This is a genomic window from Thalassospira sp. ABL2_045 (assembly GCF_056161285.1).
In genome coordinates, this window is sequence record NZ_JBSWYV010000001.1 from 709872 (window position 1) to 733498 (window position 23627).

Consider the following 23627-nt stretch of genomic DNA (forward strand, 5'->3'; position numbering starts at 1 on the left):
TTGATGATTCGCAAAAATCTAATTTATACTAGGGTATAAATGGATTCTGGGGCGTGTGTTCGCTGCAGAATTGGTAAAAACAATTCCCATGTAGGGAGTATGTGCTTTGGTCTCGCCCGCCAACCAAGACGACGGTGTTGGAGTAACCGACACCGACATTGATCAGGTACTTGATGACCGCTCAGAAGGGGATTCTGACGCGGTCAAAACTGATTCTGGCGCCAACGCTTCTGGCGACGGCAATCAGCAATCAGCAGCAACCCAGGTTTTCACCAACATTCAGAACGTCATTGGCAGTGCTTATGACGACGTTCTGGTGGGCGATGATGCTGACAATACCCTGATTGGCGGCGAAGGCGACGACATTCTCGAATCGGGCGAGGGTGAGGATGTTGTTACCGGTGGCGAGGGCCGCGATACCTTTGTGCTCGAAAGCGGTTTCGAGCAGACCACGATTACCGATTTCAACGTTGAAGAAGACGAGCTGGCGCTAAGCGACCTTGGCGTTGACAGTGTCAACGACCTGATGGCGCTCGTCAGTGAAGATGCGGCGGGCAATGCCTTCATCGTCTTTTCGACTGGCGACAAGGTTGTTTTCGAGGGCGTCTCGAAGGCAGACCTTGCCAATGTGACCCTGGTTGACGTTCCCCAGGTCAACGAAGTTTCAGTTACCTCCGAGGGTGGTGATGCCGCCACGGCTGACGGCGAAGCCAATGTGATCGAGGGCGGCGAAGGGGATGACACCATCGTTGGTTCTGACGGTGATGACGTCATTTCATCGGGCGGCGGCTCTGACAACATTGATGGCGGTGCCGGTGAAGATACCCTGTCACTTGATGGGGCTGCAGACGGCGTGCGCGCCGATCTTTCGCAAGGTAGCTCGACAGACGCGACCGGGGCCAATCGCGTTACCTTTGACAATATTGAAAATCTGCGCGGGACATCAGGTGATGATGTTCTGACCGGCGATTCCGGCAATAACAGCCTGTCTGGCAGCGCGGGGGATGACACCTTTGGCGCAAGCGATGGCTCGGACGTTATTGACGGTGGTGCGGGCGAAAACACCCTTGATTACAGCCAGTCTGGCCAGGGTGTGGACGTAAATCTCGATTCCGGTGCTGGTCGCACCAATGACGCCGAAGAGTCTGCGTCTCAGGATGACAGCGGATCGACGACGGATGAGTCGACGGGCGATGACGCGACAGGTGAAGCCGGCGCGGGTGAAACCGATAGCAGCGATACCCAAACAGGTTCCGGCAGCACGGATGAAACGGGTTCGACGGGGTCTGATGAGACTTCCGGCGAGGCTTCCGGTGATGACACCACCGGTGCATCAGGCAGCGACGAAACCGGCCAGACCGATGGCGGGACCGATAGTGGCGCAAGCGACAGCGGCGCGAGTGATTCCGGTGAAACCGCCTCTGGCGAGACCGGAACTGAAACCGGTTCGACCGATGATTCCGAAACGCAGGAAGATACCACCTCGGGCGAGGCCACTTCCGGCGGTTCGGAAAGCACGGACGAAACTGGCAACACCGGCGATACGGGCTCTGAAACCCAAACCGATGGCGATTCTTCTGATGCATCCGGTTCCGAAGGGACGGGTGAGGATACCGGTGCGTCTTCTGGTGAAGCATCGGGCGGCACGGATGGCGAGAGCACCAGCGGCGAAACCGCATCTGGCGCGACCGATAGCACGGATGAGACCGGTTCTGGCGAGACGACCGGTGATGCGACTGGCGGCGAAGAAGCTTCAGGCTCCGAGGGTGGTGACGCGGTTGACGCGGGTTCCGACACGGAAGCTGGTTCTGAAACCGGCGCTGGTGCGGATAGCGAGACATCCGGCGAAGACGCCACCGGCGGGGAAACCACTGGCGACAGCGGTTCTGACAGCACGGCGGGCAGCAGCGGTGATGACACCGTTGGGTCCGGCGATACGGGTTCGCAAGAGTCTGGCGACGGTTCTGAAGGTGGCGCAACGGATACTGGCAGCACCGACTCTGAAGAGCCGGTAGGCGACGCAACCGGTGACGAGACGTCCGGTGGTGACGCGGCTGGTGACGAAACCGCTGGCGCAGAAACTGGCGCAACAGATGGCTCGGATGGCGATACCACTTCCGGCGAAGAGACCACTAGTGACCAAACCGGTGCCGACAGCGATCAGACCACCGAAGACAACACCAACACCGGTGCCCAGGCTGGGGCCGAAGCTGGAACGGAAACCGGCGGTGAGACGACCGATCCGCAATCCGATTTCGACACTTCGGGCGAGGGCAGCGAAGAAACACCGGCAGAAGGCTCTGGCGAGACCGGTTCGGATGAAGCTGGAACAGCTGGTGATGAGGCGTCCGGTGCGGATGCCTCTTCCGGCGAAACCACCGGCGATGAAACCACCGCCGAAGAACCGGCATCTGGCGATAGTGAAGCCGGTACCGGCGAAGAGGGTGCTGCATCCGAAGGTGATGCTGAAAGCGATACCACCGGTGATGAGACCGCTGGCGAGGATGCAGCCAGTGGCGAAACATCCGGTGATGCCGAAGTTGACGCTGATGGCGGTGTGGTTGATGCCGATGATGGCGACGCCAATGCCTATGACAACACCCCGACCAGTGGGGCTGATCTGGTCCAGGGCGGCGATGAGACCGATGTTTTCGGCGGCGGTTCTGGCAACGACACGCTTCAGGGCAATGACGGCGATGATACGCTTGAAGGCGGCTTTGGCGACGACCTTCTGCAAGGTGGTGGTGGCAGCGACGTTCTACGCGGCGAAAGCGGCAATGACATCCTGCAGGGTGGTGATGGCAGCGACAGCCTGTTTGGCGGCGATAATGACGACATGCTGCAGGGCGGTGCCGATGATGACCTTCTGGTTGGTGGTTCCGGCAATGACGTTCTGGCGGGTGGTTCAGGCAATGACTTCCTGCGCGGTGGCGAAGGCGATGACCAAATCCAGGGCGGCAGTGGTGTTGACACTGTCAGCTACAGCGATGCCGAAAGTGCGGTTACGGTAAATCTTGCGGATGAAACCGCGGCCGGTGGGGCGGGCAATGACGTCGTCCAGATGGTCGAAAATGTCGTTGGTTCGGACTATGACGATCACATCACCGGTGATGATGGCGATAACGTTCTTGAAGGTGGTGAGGGCGTCGATACGCTGACCGGTGGTGCAGGTGATGACACCTTGACCGGTGGTGCTGGTGACGACGATTTCGAACTGACCGAGAATTTCGGCAACGATACGATCACCGACTTTACCGGTTCGGAAGATATTGTTGATCTCTCCAAACTCGGCATTCAGGACTTCGCAACCCTGCAAACCATGATGTCCGATGATGGTAACGGCAATACCGTTATCGATTTCGGCGATCAGGGTACGCTGACACTTGAAGGTGTCAGCAGCGACAGTCTGACTGCGGATGATTTCCGTGGTTTCGGTCGTATCTTTGAAACCGAAGACAATGACGTTGGCACCGGCACGGATGGCAACGACGCGCTTTATGGTTATGGCGGCGACGATACGCTGAGCGGTGGTGACGGCGATGACGTCGTCTCGGGCGGCTATGGTGATGACACGGTTTCGGGCGGTGCAGGCAACGATACCCTGCGCGGTCAGGAAGGTGTCGATACCGTCGATTATTCCGGCGCAAATGGTGGCGTGCAGGTTGACCTTGCCGATGGCACCGCGTTTGGTGCCGATGGCGACGATGTCCTTGATCGTATCGAGAACGCGACCGGCTCAAGCCATGACGACGAACTCTATGGCGATGACGGTGTTAACGTCCTTCAGGGCGGTGCGGGTAATGACACGCTCGTCGGTCGTGGTGGCAATGACACCCTTGATGGCGGCGATGGCGACGACCTGTTTGTTGGCGAAGATGGTAATGACACCATCTTCGGTGGTGAAGGCAGCGACACCCTTGATCTGAGCGCCCGTGAAAGCAGCCAGGATGTCAATCTTGCCAGCGGGACGGCGCGTGACAGTGACTCAGGTGAATTTGATACTCTGGACAGTGTTGAAAACGTCACGACCGGTTCCGGTGACGATAATGTTGTGGCTTCTGCCGATGACAACGTCATTTCGACCGGTGCTGGCGACGATGTTGTGCGTGGCGTCGGTGGCAACGATACCGTCGACGGCGGCGAAGGCACTGATACAGTCGGCTTTGGCAACGACACTGGCCTGAATGTCGATCTTGCCAGCAGTACGGCGACGACGGATTCCGGTACGGCGAGGATTTCCAACTTTGAAAATGTCGTCGGTTCCACGAATAGCGATGTGATTGCCGGTGATGACGCTGCCAACACGCTTTCGGGTATGGCGGGCGATGACACCATTTCCGGTGGCGGCGGTGATGACGTGCTGCTGGGCGGCGACGGTAATGACACCATTTCCGGCGGCAGCGGTGACGATGAGCTGTCGGGTGGCGGCGGTATCGATACGGTCGACTACACCGATGTTAACGGCGGTGTCACTGTGGACCTTGCCGGTGGTACGGCGACCGGTGATGGTAATGACACCCTTTCAGGATTTGAAAACGTTGTTTCCGGCTCCGGCGATGATGTCGTCTATGGCAATACCCAAGGCAACATCATTGATACGGGGGCTGGTAACGATACGGTCTTCGGGAGTGAGGGCAACGACACCCTTATCGGTGGCGATGGCGACGATACGCTAAGCTACAGTTCCGGTGCTGGCGGCGTTGGTTCAGGTGTTACAGTCGATCTTGAAGAAGGAACGGTCACCGGCAACACCTTCACGGATCAGATTTCCGGTTTTGAAGAGATTGAAGGCAGTGCCGCTGCTGACACCATGCTGGGCAGCAGTGGCAATGACAGCTTTGATGGTGGCGCAGGCGACGATAACTTTGATGGCCGTGGCGGGGACGACACGTTCACTGGTGGTTCAGGCGCAGATACGTTTGTCGTAACCGCTGATAGCGGAAATGATCTGGTTACCGATTTCGACCCGGCCAATGATGTCATTGATATCCAGGGTATTGATGGACTTGAGCTGTTTTCTGACATCGCCGATTTCATCGGTGAAGACGCAGCAGGCAATGCCACGATCACGGTTGGTGACGCTGTCATTACGCTTGAAGGCGTTGATCCCGATAGCCTGACCTTTGCCAACTTCAAGGGCATCCGCTCACTCGAAGGTACCGAAAACAAGGACATCCTTGTCGGTACGGACCGCAGCGATGTGATCACCGCCAAAGAAGGCGACGATACGGTTTCGGGCGGGGCTGGCAATGACACGATCGACGGCGGTGAAGGCAACGATGTCATTACCGGCGGAACCGGCACAGATACCATTACTGGTGGTGCTGGTGACGACGTGATCAATGGCGGTGCCGGAAGCGATGATCTTGATGGTGGAGAAGGCAACGATACGCTGAGCTATCTGGGAACTGCGGGTGGTGTCGAAGTCGATCTTGAAACCGGTCAGGCAACATCAGGTGCAGACTCAGATACGATTGCCAATTTTGAAAATGTTACGGGTTCCGCATCCGGCGATACTCTTGCAGGCGACGACAATGCCAATATCCTGAATGGTGGGAGTGGCAACGACGTTCTATCTGGTCGTGGTGGTGATGATGTGCTCAATGGTGGTGTCGGCAATGACACCATGGCGGGTGGCGCAGGTGACGACACGCTTGTCGGCGGTTCCGGTTCGGATACCGCCACATATGCGGACGCCTCAGGGGCAGTGAATGTCAACCTTGGCTCTTCTACCGCGACTGGCGCCGACGGAGATGACTCGCTTGTTTCGATTGAAAACGTGGTCGGCTCTGACTTTGGCGATACTCTGACAGGGTCGTCGGCTGATAATATCATCGAAGGTGGTGCCGGTGATGATGTTATCAATTCGGGCGGTGGTAACGACGTATTATCCGGCGGTGAAGGCGCAGATACCTTTGTCTTCACAACGCAAACCGATGCGAACGTGATCACTGATTTTGATCCGGCGGAAGACAAGATTGATCTCGCGGGCTTCGATATCCCCAATTTTGAAGCCCTGAAGAAATTGCTCAGTACCGATGCCAATGGTAACGCGGTAATCACGATCAATGATAACACCATGACCCTAAATGGTGTTGCACCGGAAGATCTCACGGCGGACAACTTTATCGATATCGATTCCCTTGGTGCGACTGAGGGTGATGATATCTTGCAGGGTTCGTCCTCGGCCGAGATTATCGATGCCTTGGCGGGCAACGACACGATCAACGGTGGGGCAGGCAACGACACCATCTTCGGTAATAGCGGCGACGACACGATCGATGGTGGTGCGGGTCAGGACGTCATTGATGGTGGTGACGGCGAAGATACGGTTGATTACTCCGCGGGTGGTGGTGTTTCCGTCAATCTGGAAACCGGTGTAAGTGGGAGTGTTGGTAATCAGGACACGCTCAGCGACATCGAAAACGTTATTGGCTCGGATCAGAACGATACCCTTATTGGGGATGGAGGGGCGAATACGCTCTCCGGCGGGGCGGGTAGCGACGTTATTTCCGGTGGTGAAGGTGACGATGCTCTGCTTGGTGGTGCAGGCAACGACACGCTTTCGGGTGGTGCAGGAAACGACGCCCTGGTGGGTGGCGATGGATTTGACACCGCTGACTACAGTGATGCGGACGGTTCGGTCACTGTTGATCTGTCGGCAGGAACTGCAAGCGGTGCGGCTGGCAACGATACGCTCGAAAGCATTGAAAGCATTCGCGGCTCTGATCACGACGATACTCTGATCGGCGATGACGCCAACAACACCCTGTCGGGTGGTGCCGGGAGTGACTCCATCGAAGGTGGCGCAGGCAATGACACCCTTCTCGGTGGCGAAGGGGATGACATCCTTGATGGTGGTGCAGGTAATGACCTTCTGGTTGGTGGCGCGGGAAGCAACACCATCGAAGGCGGTGCAGGCAATGACACCGTCACCTACGAAGGTGGCAGTGCGGTCAATATCGACCTGTCGGAAGGCACGGCAACCGATGCCGATGGCACCGATAGCATCAGTGGTGTCGAAAACGTTATTGGTTCGAGCCAGGAAGATGTCATTACGGGTGATGCTGGCGATAACATCATCACAGCAGGTGCCGGTGCAGATACCATTACTGGTGGCGGTGGTGACGATACCCTGAGTGGTGGTTCAGGTGCGGACGTCTATGTTGTCGGGCCGGATGATGGCACCGATACCATCACCGACTTCTCAGTTGGCGAAGACCAGATCGATATTCGTGCGCTGGGTATTGATACCTACGGCGAGCTCTACGAGAACATGTCCGAAAACGAAAACGGTGACCTTGTCATTGATTTCGGTGAAGGCACGTCGATGGTGCTTGAGGGTGTCAGCAAGGAAGACATCACCGCAGACAACTTTATCGGTGTGCGTGATATCGTCGGGACGTCTGGTGATGACACCTTGTCGGGTACCGATGGTGAGGACACCCTGTCTGGCCTCGATGGCAACGACACCATTTACGGCCTTGAAGACGATGACAGCATCTTCGGTGGTGCTGGCGACGACACCCTGAACGGTGGTTCGGGCATCGATATTCTTGATGGTGGCGACGGCATTGATACCGTTGACTATTCCGATGAGGCCGGTGACATCGCGGTCAATCTTCAGGCGGGAACAACATTCGCCGAAAGTGGCAACGATACGATCCGCAATGTTGAAAACATTGTGGCCGGGGCAGGTAACGATACGCTGATCGGTTCTGATGCCGACAACATCCTGATTGGCGGCGAAGGCGACGATATCCTTGAAGGTCTTGGCGGTGACGACACCCTGTCGGGTGGCGAAGGCAGCGATACCGCGAGTTACGCCAATGCCACGGGTGAGGTGACGGTTGACCTTGCTGCGCAAACCGCAACAGGTGCGGCTGGCGAAGATACCCTTGAAAGCATCGAGAACGTTACCGGTTCGGCCTTTAACGATACACTGATTGGCGATGGCGGCGACAATACAATCGAAGCCGGCGTGGGCAATGACACCCTGATTGCAAGCGGCGGCGATGACGTTCTGAACGGTGGTGCTGGTATTGATACCGTTGACTATGGCAACGCGACCAACGGCATTACAGCGGATCTCGCAGAAGGCACGGTTTCCGGACTTGGTAATGATCAGATCCAAGGTGTCGAGAACCTGATCGGTTCCGACTATGACGACACCATCACCGGCAATCAGGGGAATAACGTCCTGTCTGGCGAGGATGGTGATGACATCCTCTCGGGTGGTGGCGGCAATGACACCCTGCTTGGCGGTGCCGGTGACGACACCCTGAGCGGGGGCGCTGGTAACGACCTGATTGATGGTGGCGACGGTATTGATACCATTGATTACTCTGACGCCGAAGAAGGCGTTACTCTTGATCTGGCAACCGGCGATACGGACTCGACGACGGGTGATACGGTTCTCAATGTCGAAAATGCCATTGGTTCCGGGCAGGATGACACGATTACCGGGTCGGATGCCGATAACACCATTCTGAGCGGTGCAGGCAACGACACCATCAACGGTAGCGCTGGCGATGATGTGATTGACGGCGGTGCTGGTCAGGACGTTATTGATTACAGCAACAGCGAAACCGGTGTTGATGTGGATCTTGAAGCCGGTTCGGCTGACAAGGCCGATGGCACTGATCTGCTCAGCAATATCGAAGACGTGATTGGCTCGAACGCCAATGACAGCATCGGTGGTTCGGACGCAGCCAACACCCTTTCGGGCGGCGCTGGCGATGACACGATTGAAGGCCGCGCTGGCGATGACCTTATTTCGGGTGGTGCGGGTGATGACACCCTTTCGGGTGGCGAAGGGACCGACACCCTTGATTATTCCGATGCAACCGGTGCGCAGAATGTTGATCTGTCTGCAGGAACCGCGACCGGTGCAGATGGCAATGACACGGTTTCCGGTTTCGAAAATGTCACCGGCACGGAATATAACGACACCATCACCGGCAACGAAGCCGACAACGTAATCAATGGTGGCGCCGGAAACGACATGCTTACCGGCGGTGCCGGAAATGATGTTCTGGATGGCGGCGAAGGTGATGACAGCTTTGTCGGTGAACTGGGTGATGACACCTATATTGGTGGCGCCGGTGCCGATACGCTTGATTACTCTGACGCGGCATCGGGCCTGGACGTCAACCTGGCAACCAACACCGCAACTGGCGAAGACACCGGCACTGATACCTTTAGCGGTATCGAACAGATCATTGCATCTGATCATGACGATGTGATTACCGGTGGCAGCGACAATGACACCGTGCTTGCTGGCGACGGTGATGACATCGTAACCGGTGGTGCCGGTAACGATGTGATTGAAGGTGGTGCCGGAAACGATACGATTTCTGGTGGTGCTGGGACCGATACTCTGGACGGTGGCGAAGGTGAAGATACGCTTTCATTTGCTGATGAGTCCGGTGTCTCGGTTGATCTGCAGACCGGTGCAGTTAGCACCGGCGATACGATTTCGAACTTTGAAAATATTTCCGGTTCCGACAGCGCGGATACATTGCGTGGTGACAGTGGTCGCAACACCCTGTCGGGTGAAGCAGGCAATGACGTTTTTGATGGGCGTGCGGGTGATGACGTCCTTCTGGGCGGTGCGGGCAATGATACGCTGCGCGGTGGTGCCGGTAGCGACACCATCGATGGCGGCACGGGTAACGATACCCTTGATCTAAGCGATGTCTCCGGCGATCAGACCGTTGATTTCACCAACGGTACGGCCACCGGTGGTACGGATACCGATACCTTTACCAATATTGAAAATGTCACCACTGGTGATGGCGACGACCTGATCATTGGTGATGACAGCGGTAACGCCATCAATGCCGGTAACGGCGACAACACCGTCAATGCCGGCGAAGGCAACGATGTCATCACGACGGGCGAAGGTGCAGATATCGTCGATGGTGCTGCAGGTGATGACATCATCAATACCGGTGATGGTGCGGATACTGTCACAGGCGGTGACGGTAACGACGTTATTTCGTCGGGCAGTGGCGATGACCTGGTCGAAGGTGGTGCAGGCAATGACACCATTTCCGGCGGTGCGGGTTCTGATACGCTTGATGGTGGCGAGGGCAACGACACCCTTCTGGGCGGTGCCGGTGATGACCGCCTGATCGGCGGCGAAGGCTTCGATACCGCAAGCTATGTCGACGCTGAATCCGCTGTTACGGTTGATACCAGCAACCATACTGTTTCGGGCACCGCAACCGGCACCGATACCCTTGAAGGCATCGATGCGATCCGCGGTTCCGAGTTCAGCGATACCTTTATCGGTGGCGGACAGAGCGACACCTTTATCGGTGGCGCGGGGGATGACACCTTTGATGCCGGTGCCGGGAATGACACGCTGACGCTCGGCGAAGGTGCCGATCAGGTGATCTTCAATCCGGGTGATGGCAGCGACACCATTACCGATTTCAATCCGGCGGTCGATACCATTGACCTGACCAGCTTCAACATTGCCGGTTATGGTGCCCTGGAAAACATGTTTGGCACGGACGCCAATGGCGATCTGACCATCACGTTTGACAGTGGCGACACCATCACGCTGCAGGGTGTTACCCCGTCACAGATGACGGCCGATAACTTCGTCGGTGTCGAGGTCCAGCTTGGTTCCGAGAACGCCGATGAGATGATCGGCGGCAGCGGCGATGACATCATCAACGCGCTTGAAGGTGATGACAGCATCGACGGTGGTGCGGGCAATGACCGCTTGATTGGCGGCGAAGGCGATGACACCGTTGATGGTGGCACCGGCGATGACACGCTGGTCGGTAATGCCGGATCGGATGTGCTGCGCGGTGGTGACGGCAATGACACCGCCGACTACGCGACCGAAGGGGCCGGTATCAATGCCGATCTCACGGCAGGCACAGTTACCGGCGGTGACGGCGATGATGTCCTTGAAGGCATTGAAAACGTCACCGGGACCCTGTTTGACGATACCCTGTCGGGTAACGCAGAAAACAACACCCTGACCGGCCTTGCCGGGGATGACACCTTTGTCGGTGGCGCGGGTGATGACGTCCTTGATGGTGGCGAAGGCGCCGATACCGCCGATTACAGCAGTGCCGATCAGGGCATGGATGTTGATCTGGCGGCGGGCACCGCGACTGGTCAGGGCAATGATACGCTGGTCGATATCGAAGATGTCGTCGGTTCCGACTTCAACGACAAGATTGCCGGTGACGAGGAAGCCAACACCATTTCCGGTGGCGCCGGTGGCGATGCGATCGATGGCGGTGCCGGTAATGATGTGATTGATGGCGGCGAAGGCATCGACGAAATCAGCGGTGGTGCAGGTGATGACATCATCGATGGTGGTGCGGGCGGCGACATCCTTCTGGGTGAAGCGGGCGATGACACCATCAGCGGCGGCGAGGGCGACGACATTGTCGAAGCTGGCGCAGGCGATGACTGGGTCTATGGCGATGCCGGCGATGACATCCTTGATGGGGGTGACGGCGAGCTGGATACCGTCGACTACTCCAATGTCGATTCCGGTGTCACCGTCGATCTGGTCAAGGAATATGCGACCGGTGGCGGCGGGGATGATGTTGTTCGCAACTTCGAACGCGTCATCGGGACCGATTACACCGATACCCTGGTCGGCAGCGACGGGGTCAACACCCTTGATGGTGGTTCGGGCGACGATACCCTTGTCGGGGGTGCCGGCGATGACGTCCTGATTACCGGCGAAGGCGAAGACCTGATCGTACTTGAGCCGGGCGGCGGACATGACACCGCAACCGACTTTGACGTCGAAAAAGACATCATCGATCTGTCTTCCTATGGCATCGAGGATTATGCCGACTTGCGTGACCAGATGGCCGATGATGAAAACGGCAATGCAGTCATCACCCTTGGCGATGGCGACAGCATCACCCTTGAAGGTGTCTCGGTCGACGACCTTGGTCAGAAAAACTTCTTTGGCTATGACGCCATCTTTGGCACCGAGTTCGAAGATGACATCACCGGCAGCCAAATCAGTGATGAAATCCACGCTCTTGAAAGCGATGACATCATCGATGGCCAGGCTGGCGACGATGATATCTATGGCGACGAGGGCAATGACACCCTGATCGGGGGTGCTGGCGACGATACCCTGCGCGGCGGCGAAGGTTCCGACACCGCCGATTATTCCGACACCTCAGATGGCGTTACCGTTGATCTGGGTGCTGGCACCGCGACGGGCGAAGCTGGCAACGATACCCTTGAAAGCATCGAAAACGTCACCGGCGGTGATGGCGATGATGTCCTGATCGGTGATGAAAACGCCAACATCCTCGATGGCGGCGAAGGCAATGACACGGTCTTTGGCAATGGCGGCGATGACACGCTGATCGGCGGCGAAGGTGAAGATGTCCTGTCTTACGAAGACGCAGAAAGTGGCGTGAATGCCGATCTGGATGCCGGCACGGCAACCGGTGGTGCGGGCAACGACACCCTTGATGGTTTCGAGACCCTGATTGGCTCCGACCATGATGACACGCTGGAAGGCAACGAGTTCGACAACGTCATTGATGGCGGTGCGGGCAATGACACGCTTTCGGGCGGTGCCGGCGATGACACCCTGATCGGTGGCGCAGGCGACGATATTGTCGACTACTCCGACCAGACGGATGGCGTCGTTGTTGATCTGGAAAACGGCACGGGTACCGCAACCGATGGCACCGATACCCTCGACGGTATCGAAGGTGCGACCGGTGGTGCTGGTGATGACACCCTGATCGGTGCGACCGGTGACAACGTCCTTAATGGTGGTGCCGGTGACGACACCCTTGATGGCGGTGCGGGCAACGATACCCTTGCCGGTGGCGATGGTGCCGACCTGCTTGATGGTGGTGCCGGTGATGACGTTCTGTCGTTTGAAGGTGACAGCGTTGCCGCAGACGGCGACACCACGGATCATGTCGGCAGCCCGACCACCGATGGTACCGGTGAGGTCGCCGATATCTCGGGCAAGAACCTTTCTGATGACAGCTTCGTTGGCGGTGCAGGCAATGACACCCTTGTTGCCGGTTCCGGTGACGATGCGATCATTCTCGATCGTGATCATGAAAACGGTGCGGCCAACCCGTCTATTGTTGATATCGAAAATATCGATGCCGGTGACGGGAACGACGTTGTCGATCTGACCAGTAACACTCATTCCTATGGCGATGTCACGGTTGATGGTGGTGCGGGCGACGACACCATCTGGTCAAACGATGGTGATGACGTCCTTCTGGGCGGCGAAGGGGCTGACAACATCAATGGCGGTGCGGGCAACGACACCCTTGATGGCGGTGCTGGTGACGACGTCCTTGATGGCGGCGAAGGTTCTGACACCATCGATGGTGGTGCCGACAATGACACCATCGCAGCAGGTGCCGGCGACGATATCCTGATCGGTGGTGATGGCGACGATACGCTTGACCTTTCCGCTGCCGATGGCGCGACCATCGATCTTGGCGCAGGCACCGCAAGCAGCGGTGAAACCGGCAGCGACAGCATCTCCGGCTTTGAAAATGTCATCGCAACTGACGGTGATGACACCATCACCGGATCGTCTGGCGATAACACGATTGATGCCGGTGCGGGCAATGACACCATTACCCTTGATGGCGGCAATGACGACATCGATGGCGGCGACGGTATTGATACCCTTGATCTGTCGGTTACCACCGGTGGTGTAAATGTCGATCTGGCGGCCGGTACGGCAAGTGGTGCCAACACCGGATCGGACACCATTGCCAACATCGAAAATGTTACTGGCTCGGATGACGCGGATGTCATTACCGGTTCGGACGATGCCAACGTGATCGACGGTGGTGCGGGCAACGACACACTTGATGGCGGTGCCGGTGACGACATTCTGTCTGGCGGTGCGGGTGATGACACCATCGCAGCCGGTGCAGGCAATGATACGCTTTCGGGCGGTGACGGTGCTGATACCTTCGTCTTCGAAGACGGAACCGATACCGACCTTGTCACTGATTTCGATCTGAATGCGGACGCAATTTCGCTGCCGGATCTGGGCATCTCTGCCTGGACCGATCTGCAGCCGCTGCTGTCTGACGGCCCTGACGGTGCGGTCATTACCCTGCCATCCGGTGGCACGGTGACTCTGTCCGGTGTGGCCGTTGGAGACCTGACCCCGGATCACTTCACCGGTATCGATAATGTCGGCACGCCGGGTGAAGACACCCTTGGCGGCGGCGAAGGCGATGACTCGGTCGATGGCGGTGCCGGTGATGACAGCGTCGATGGCGGCGATGGCAACGATACCGTTGATGGCGGTGACGGCGATGATTCCGTTGACGGTGGCAGCGGCAATGATTCTGTTGGCGGCGGCACGGGCAATGACACGGTCGATGGTGGCGACGGCGACGATACGGTTGACGGCGGCGACGGCAATGACTCCGTTGGTGGCGGCACGGGTAATGACTCTGTCGGCGGCGGCAGCGGTGATGACACGGTCGATGGCGGTGACGGTGACGACACCGTTGATGGTGGCGAGGGCAATGACTCCGTTGGCGGTGGTTCGGGTAATGATTCTGTCGGTGGTGGCACCGGTAACGACACGGTCGATGGTGGCGACGGAAATGACACCGTAGACGGCGGCGATGGTGACGACACTGTCGGCGGCGGTTCTGGTGATGACACCGTTATCGGCGGTGGCGGCAACGACACCCTTGGCGGTGGCGAAGGATCCGACACCCTTGATGGTGGCGATGGCAACGACGTTCTTCAGTTCGAAGCCGATCGCACCGGACAGGCCGGCGATGAAACCGACCATGCCGGCAGCCCGGGTGTTGATGGCACGGGTGATGTCGCCGATCTCGAAGGCCTTGGTCTTAGCGATGATCAGTTCGATGGTGGCGAAGGTGTTGATACCCTTGTCGGTACCTCGGCCGGTGATGCGATCATTCTTGATAACGATCATGCAGACGGATCGAATGCTCCGTCGATTTCCGGTGTCGAAGTGATCGATACGGGCGATGGCGATGATGTTGTCGATCTGACCAGCCAGACTGAATCCTATGGCGATGTTTCGGTGGATGCCGGAACGGGTGATGACACCGTCTGGACCAACGAAGGCAATGACAGCATCAGCGGCGGTGACGGCAATGACCACATCAATGCCGGTGCAGGCAATGACATCGTTGATGCCGGTGCTGGTGATGACACGGTTGTTGGCGATGCCGGCAACGATACGCTGTCGGGTGGCGACGGCTTTGACACGCTCGATATGTCCGATGTTGACGCGGACGTTGCGGTCAATCTGCAGGACGGCACAGCCAACAGCAACGAAACCGGCGATGACGTCATTTCCGGCTTTGAAAATGTAACCACGGGTGCCGGCGATGATACCGTTACCGGCAGCAGTGCGGATGACACCATTTCGACCGGTGATGGTGCAGACATCATTGATGGTGGCGATGGCATCGATCTGATCGATGGCGGTGCTGGCAACGACGTCATTTCCGATGGCGCAGGCAGCGACCTTGTTCTGGCAGGTGCCGGTGACGATACGGTCATCGCAGGTGCCGGCAATGACAGCCTTGATGGTGGCGACGGATCCGATACCCTTGATCTGTCGAACGCATCGGGCGATGCGGTTGTCGATCTTGGTGCAGGTACGGCAAGCTCTGACGAGACCGGCGATGATCAATTCTCGAACTTCGAAAATGTCACGAGCGGTGCTGGCGATGACCAGATTACCGGTTCGAACGGCGACAACGTGATTGACGGTGGCGCGGGCGATGACACCATCGACGGTGGTGCTGGTGATGACACGGTCGCCGGTGGCGATGGTGCGGATACATTCGTCTTTGCCGATGGCACCGATGATGATGTCGTCAGCGACTTCACCCGTGGCGAAGACAAAATCTCGATTGATGATCTTGGCCTCGAAAGCTGGGGCGACCTAGTTCCGTTGCTGAGCGAAAACAATAATGGTGACGCGGTTCTGAACCTGCCGGCGGGTGGCACGGTGACCTTTGTTGATGTTGCTCTGAGCGAACTGAGCGCTGATGACTTCAACAACATCACCGATGGCGCAACGCCCAATGATGACACGCTTGAAGGCACCGATGACGATGACACCATCGATGCCCTTGCCGGTGACGATACGGTTTCCGGTGGTGCGGGTGATGACACCCTGCTGGGCAATGACGGTTCTGATACCCTTGACGGTGGGACGGGCAGTGACAGCCTTGATGGCGGTGCTGGCAACGATACGCTGTCGGGTGGTGAAGGCGACGATGCGCTTTCCGGTGGCTCTGATAATGACGAACTCAGCGGCGGTGCCGGTGATGATACCCTTGATGGCGGTGCGGGCGACGACGTTCTGAACTTCGAAGCCGACGATACAGCCGAAAGCGGCGATACCACCGAAAACACCGGCAGCCCGGGTGTCGAAGGTACTGGCGATGTTGCTGATATCAGCGGCAAGAACATCTCTGACGATACCTTCATCGGTGGGGAGGGTGACGATACCCTTGATATGTCCGATGGCGGTGACGCGCTGGTGCTTGATGGTTCGAAACTTGGTGATGGTCAAACCACCACACCGACGACCGAAACCCGTACCCTTGGCCTGACCGATTCAGCAAGTTCTGCAGATGTGCAGGCGGTCTGGTCGGATGCAGACCTGTATGCCTTTGACTTCGGTACGTCCTATGTTGATGGCGATGGCAAACTGAACCTTGCCGCGGCTGATGACACCGTCAACTTTGACGGCAAAGGTATCGGCAATGACGGTGGCAGTCCTGCCGGTGGCCAGATCAACCACGATCCGCAGTCCGGCGAAAGCGAAGCGGTTGTTGTTGATCTTGGTGCAGATGCCTCTACCGCGACGGTCCAGGTTTCCAACCTGATGGCTGGCGAAGGCGGTGGCGAGGTCGGCTCCTGGCAGGCCTTTGATGCCGATGGCAATCTTGTGGCATCCGGCACGCTCGATGACAGCACGATTGATTACACCAGCAATGGTGTCGGTACCACGACCATCAATGCCACCGATGGCAGCGGCAACCCGGTTGACTTCCGCTATATCGCGTTTGAAAGCGAACCGTACGCCAATGGCTCTAGCGGTTCTGACAGCAGCGACTTCTTCGTCCGCTCGATCAGCTTCGATACCACCGTGGATGAAACCACGACCGATGGCGCACGCCTTGACGGGGTCGAGGTCATCAATGCCGGTGCCGGCGATGACGTGGTCGATCTGACCAGCGACACGATTTCGTATGGCGATGTCACCATCAATGGTGGTTCGGGTGCCGATACCCTGTGGGGCAATGCTGGTGACGACACCATCAATGGCGAACTTGGTCATGACAATCTGGATGGTGGTGCCGGTAACGATTACCTTGATGGCAGCTATGGCGACGACATCATCGATGGTGGTGTTGGCGATGACACGCTGGTCGGCGGCACCGGTGAAGACACGCTTAGCGGTGGCGAAGGCAATGACATCATTGTCGGTGGTGCCGAACAAGACACTGTCACCTATGACGATGCGACCGCTGGTGTGAATGTCGATCTGGCGAACTACACCGCAACCGGTGGTGCCGGGAATGACGCGATCTATCAGGTCGAAAACGTCACCGGTTCGGATCATGACGACACGATTTCCGGCGATGCCAAAAACAACATCCTCAATGGTGGTGCAGGTGATGACACGCTGTCGGGTGGCGCAGGAAATGACGTCCTGATTGGCGGCGAAGGCAATGATACGGCCGATTACAGCGATGCAAGCAGTGCGGTAAATGCCGACCTTGCAACCGGCACGGCACAGGTTGGTGCAAGCGAAACCGATCAGCTTTCCAACATCGAAAACCTGACAGGTTCGGATGGCAACGATACGCTTTCCGGTTCGGACGACAACAACACCCTGACCGGTGGCCTGGGCAACGACATCCTTTCGGGTCGTGCCGGCGATGACGTGCTTGAAGGCGGTGCCGGTGACGACACCCTTGATGGTGGCGAAGGCAATGACACCATCAATGGCGGCGAAGGCAGCGACGTGATCGATGCCGGTGCAGGTGCCGACATCGTCGATGGCGGTGCGGGCAATGACACCGTCATGGCCGGTGCAGGCGACGATACCCTTGCCGGTGGTGAAGGCGACGATACGCTTGATCTAACTGATGCCACCAGCGGTGCCACGGTTGACCTTGCGGCCGGTACGGCAAGCAGTTCTGAAACCGGCAATGACAGCATTTCCGGCTTTGAAAATGTCATCGGCAGTGCGGCGGCAGACACCATTACCGGTGACGGCGCAAACAACACGATTGCTGCGGGCGACGGTGCAGACGTCATTGATGATGGTGCAGGTGACGACGTTGTTGATGCCGGTGCCGGTAACGATACGCTGACGGCTGCTGCGGGCGACGACACCCTTGATGGTGGCGACGGCGAAGATACGCTTGATATGTCTGCTGCAGATGGTGCGACGGTTGATCTGTCTGCCGGAACCGCGACGTCGGATGAAACCGGATCGGATACGATCAGCAACATCGAAAACGTCATCGGATCGGATGGCGACGATGTTCTGACCGGATCGGATGGTGACAACACGCTTCTGGGTGGTGCCGGTGATGACACCATCGAAGGTGGCGTTGGTGGCGACTATCTTGACGGCGGTGATGGTCGTGACACCATCAGCTACGAAGGATCCGGCGAAGGTGTCGAAATCTTCCTTGGCGACACCGATGCCCATACCCACAACCCGGGCGAAGGCGGACGTGCCTTTGGCGGTGATGCGGTTGGCGATATCTTGGCCAACTTCGAAAAGGTCATCGCATCGGCCCATGACGACTATGTCTATGGCAACAGCCAGGACAACGAAGTCGATCTGGGTGCCGGCGACGACCAGTTTGACAATGTCGAAGCCGATATCAGCGAAGACACCGTTGATGGCGGCGAAGGTAACGACCTGATCTGGACCGGCGATGGCGCCGATACCCTGATCGGTGGCGAAGGCAATGATACGCTGCATGGCGAACGCGGCGATGACTATCTTGATGGTGGTACCGGCGATGACAAACTGTATGGCGGTCATGGCAACGACACCCTTGATGGTGGCGAAGGCGACGATGAAATCCACACCGGATCGGGTGCCGACGTTGTTCAGGTCACCAGCCTGATCGGTGACAAGGTCGTCACCGACTTCAACACCAGTGTTGATCAGATCTCGCTCGACGCGCTTGATATCAGCACCTGGTCGGAACTTGCCCCGCTTCTGTCCGAAGTGAATGGCAACACGGTCATTGATCTTGGTGATCAGGGCTCTGTCACGCTGCGCGGTGTGCGCCTGAACGATGTATCGTCCGACATGTTCATCGGCATCGAGAATGACGGTGGTCCGACCCAGTTTGACGATGTCCTGTTTGGCACCAGCGAAGATGACTATATCGATGCGCTTGCCGGTGACGACACCGTCGATGGCGGTGCCGGTGATGACACGCTCAATGGTATGGAAGGCGACGATACGCTTTCTGGCGGTGAAGGCGATGACACCATCACGGGCGGCAGCGGCGATGACGTGATCTCTGGTGGTTCGGGCAATGACAGTCTCGAAGGCAATGAAGGCAATGACGTCATCGAGGGTAATGCCGGTGACGACAGCCTGATCGGCCATGCAGGCAACGACGTCATGGATGGCGGCGGCGGCGATGATTACATCGACGGCATGGAAGGTGACGACACCATCACCGGTGGCGAGGATACCGACACCATTTATGGTTCTGCCGGCAATGACTCGCTTGATGGCGAAGGTGGCGACGACGTCCTTTACGGCGGCGATGACAATGACAGCATCGCCGGTGGTGCGGGCAATGACCTTCTGTCGGGTGACGGCGGTAATGACACCCTTGATGGCGGCATCGGTAATGACACACTGCTGGGCGGTGATGGTGACGATACGCTGAGCGGTGGCGATGGCGATGATGTGCTGTCGGGTGGCAATGGCAACGACCTGATGGATGGTGGTGCCGGCAATGACACCCTGACCGGAACCGATGGTTCCGATACCCTGTTGGGCGGATCTGGCAACGACACGCTTGATGGCGGTGCGGGTGATGACACCTACACCGGTGGTTCGGGTGCGGATCAGATCATTGTTTCCAGCAATTCCGGCGACAAGGTCGTGACCGACTTCAACATCTATGAAGACAAGATCAATCTGGCCTCGCTCGACATTGATGACTGGGATGATCTGCAAGACCAGATGACCCAGGTCGGCAACGATACCGTAATCAACCTCAATGGTCAGGGCACGCTGACCCTTGTCGGTGTTTCGCTGAGCCAGCTTGATGCTGACATGTTTGTCGGTGTCGAACAGTCCACATCCGGGCCGACGCCGCAGGATGATCTGCTTTACGGCACCAGCAACAATGACACGATTGCCGCCCTTTCGGGCGATGACACGGTCTATGGCCTCAATGGTCAGGACACCATCACCGGTATGGATGGCAATGATAGCCTGTATGGTGGTGACGGTGATGACACGCTTTCGGGTGACGCTGGCAATGACCTGATCGAAGGCGGCAGTGGTCAGGACAGCGTTACGGGTGGTACCGGCGACGATACCCTTGATGGCGGCTCGGGTGACGACCGCGTCTGGGGTGGCGAGGGTGCTGATACCATCGCCGGTGGTCAGGGTCAGGACAAGCTGTATGGTGAAGCTGGCAATGACACCATCAATGGCGGGACTGGCGATGACAGCATCCTTGGTGGTGACGGCAACGACGTTATTGATGGCGGTGAAAACAACGACCGTCTCTATGGCGGCGAAGGCGATGACACCATCGAAGGCGGCAATGGCGACGACAAACTGTATGGCGATGCCGGCAATGACACCCTGATGGGTGGTGCCGGTCATGACAGTCTGGTTGGTGGTGCCGGTCGCGATACCGCAAGTTACGCCAACTCGACCACGGCAGTTGCCGCCAGCCTTGAAAGCGGCACGGCAAGCAGCAGCAACGGCAATGACAAGCTGAACTCGATCGAAGATCTGATCGGTTCGGACTTCAACGATTACCTGTTTGGCGATGACGGTGCGAACTTGCTTTCGGGCCTTGATGGCAATGACATCCTTGGCGGTGACGACGGGGATGACACCATCTGGGGCGGCGATGGCAATGACAGCATCAATGGCGGCAAGGGGTCGGATGTGATCGATGCCGGTGCTGGCGACGATTATATTGAATACCAGAAAGATGCGAGCTGGACCGGCAGTTATGCCTCGAAGAACGTTGGCGATCCGGGTATGGATGGCACCAACGAGCAGATCAATCTGTCTGGCTACAACCGTTCCGAAGACATCATCGATGGTGGCGATGGCACCGATACGCTGGCCATGACCAGTGGCAACGACGCCTTGTTCCTTGATGATACCCAAACCGATCCGGGCACCAGCCCGCGCATTTCCAACATCGAAGTCATCGATGCCGGCAACGGTGATGACATCGTCGATCTGACCAGTGACACCCTGTCTTATGGCGATGTGACTGTTCTGGGCGGCACCGGCGATGACATCGTCTGGAGCAACGCTGGCGATGACGTGATTGATGGTGGCGATGGCAACGACACCCTGTGGGGTGGTTCGGGTGCTGATACGATCACCGGCGGTGCGGGTGAGGATGTGCTTAATGGCGGTGCCGGCGATGACGTCCTGCAATACAACGCGGACGGCGTCTGGGATAACAACTGGTACGCGCTCAATGACGGCTCACCGAGCGAGGATGGCCACAGCCACGATAACGGTTGGGGACATTACAATCACAACGGCAATGGCTGGGGCCATGACGATGGCGGTGATGACGGTACCGGCGAATATGTCAATCTCGGCGGTTACAACCAGTCGAACGATGTCTTTATCGGTGGCGAGGGTGTCGACACCCTACAGATGACCAGCGGCAACGATGCCCTGTTCATCCGCGACAGTGTCAGCGACGCACATGACAATGTCCGCATCAGCGGTATCGAAGTGATCGAAGCTGGCGACGGCGATGACATCGTTGATCTGACCAGCGACATCGAAAGCTATGGCGACGTCACGATTGATGGTGGCTCGGGCAACGATACGCTGTGGGGTAATGCCGGTGATGACTTGCTGCTTGGTGGTTCGGGCAATGACCATCTCTATGGCAGTGCCGGCGATGACACCCTGACCGGTGGAACCGGCTGGGATACGTTCCAGATCGGCAAAACCGATGGTCACGACATCATTACCGACTTCACGCCGGGCGAAGACATCATTGATCTGTCGGAGTGGAACTACAACAACTTCAACCAGGTCCTCAATGACATGCACATGGATACCGATGGCAATGTCGTTATCGAGCTTGGCAATGATGCCTCTGTCACCCTGATGGGCATTAATGATCCGGATGATCTAGATGCTGATGACTTCGGCTTTGGCAACTGATCCGGGCCTGACAATCTGATCGAATAAAAACGGGCGGTCACGATGACCGCCCGTTTTAGTTTGGGTTGTTTCCGCTCAGATGCCGGTTATTCCGCAGCAATCAGGTCATTTGTCCGTTGATTTTCCGGTAATGACATATCAAAGTGCAGCTTGGCGCGCAGTTCGTCAACCGCGCGGATGCGTTTGATCTCGTCAAAGCATGTTTCGCCTTGCGGGTGGCTTTTGCGGATCAGGGCCATCCATTGCTTGATGCGTCCGGCCTGATGATTTTCCGATGCCCCGTCTGATGCCATCAGATCGCAATAGGCCAGCAGCATCGCCAGAACATCAGACCAGCTTTCACGCGGCACCCGCGTGCCGTTTTCAAATGCCTTGATGCGGCTTGCAAGATCGGGTGCGGCAATCGCACCACGGCCCAGCATAAAGCTGTCGCAGCCGGAAATATCGCGGCATTTCTCATAATCCGCCACATTCCAGATTTCGCCATTGCCGGTCATGCCGATCGAAATGGCTTCACGGATGCGTGCCAGATATTCCCAATGGGCTGGCGGTTTGTAGCCTTCCATCTTGGTGCGGGCATGCACGGTCAGATGCTGCGCCCCGCCGGCTTCGACCGCGCGCGCGATATCAAGGAACATCTCCTTGTCGGAATAGCCAAGCCGGACCTTCGCACTGACCGGGATGTGATCTGGCACCGCACGGCGCACGGCCGAGACGATTTCATAAAGATTTTCCGGGCATTTCAGAAGCGACGCACCGGCTTCGCGCTTGTTCACCGTCTTGGACGGGCAGCCGAAATTGATATCAATGCCCGGTGCGCCAAGCTCGACCGCGACAACCGCGTTTTCGCCCATCAGTTCCGGATCATGGCCCATCAGCTGTACCAGAACCGGCACCCCTGAAAGCGTCTTGCCGCCATTCAACAGTTCCGGGCAATAGCGATGAAACACATGGGCCGGAAACAGGTTTTGCGACACCCGGATAAACTCGGTCACGCATAGGTCGAACCCACCGGTCGCACTCAGCAATTGCCGAACGCGCCAGTCAACAAGTCCTTCCATTGGTGCCAGCACCAGATGCGTCATCGCGGTTTTGATCCAGTCTCAGAAAATCAGTTGGCGGGTTTTACCATAAACCGCCCAAACCTGTCGGTGAAAAATCACAGATCAGCCTTGCCGTCCTGCGCGAG

2 protein-coding genes are annotated in these 23627 nt (G+C 57.6%); one reads left to right on the top strand and one right to left on the bottom strand.

Annotated features, from left to right (window positions below; all coding sequences use genetic code 11):
• Positions 1–106 precede the first annotated feature (106 nt).
• Entirely contained in the window at positions 107–22438 is a 22332-nt protein-coding gene (locus ACXAIA_RS03355; RefSeq protein ID WP_475348100.1) for a hypothetical protein, read from the top strand.
• Positions 22439–22524: 86 nt separating this feature from the next.
• On the opposite strand, the gene ACXAIA_RS03360 is transcribed toward ACXAIA_RS03355, so the two are convergent.
• Positions 22525–23523, bottom strand: coding sequence for a tRNA dihydrouridine synthase (locus tag ACXAIA_RS03360; protein ID WP_475348101.1), 999 nt, complete (start codon positions 23521–23523; stop codon positions 22525–22527).
• Positions 23524–23627: the final 104 nt, after the last annotated feature.

What these genes read in the sequence shown, in the direction of transcription:
- ACXAIA_RS03360 (WP_475348101.1), bottom strand. Translation starts at nt 23,523, where the DNA reads ATGACGCATCTGGTGCTGGCACCAATGGAAGGACTTGTTGACTGGCGC.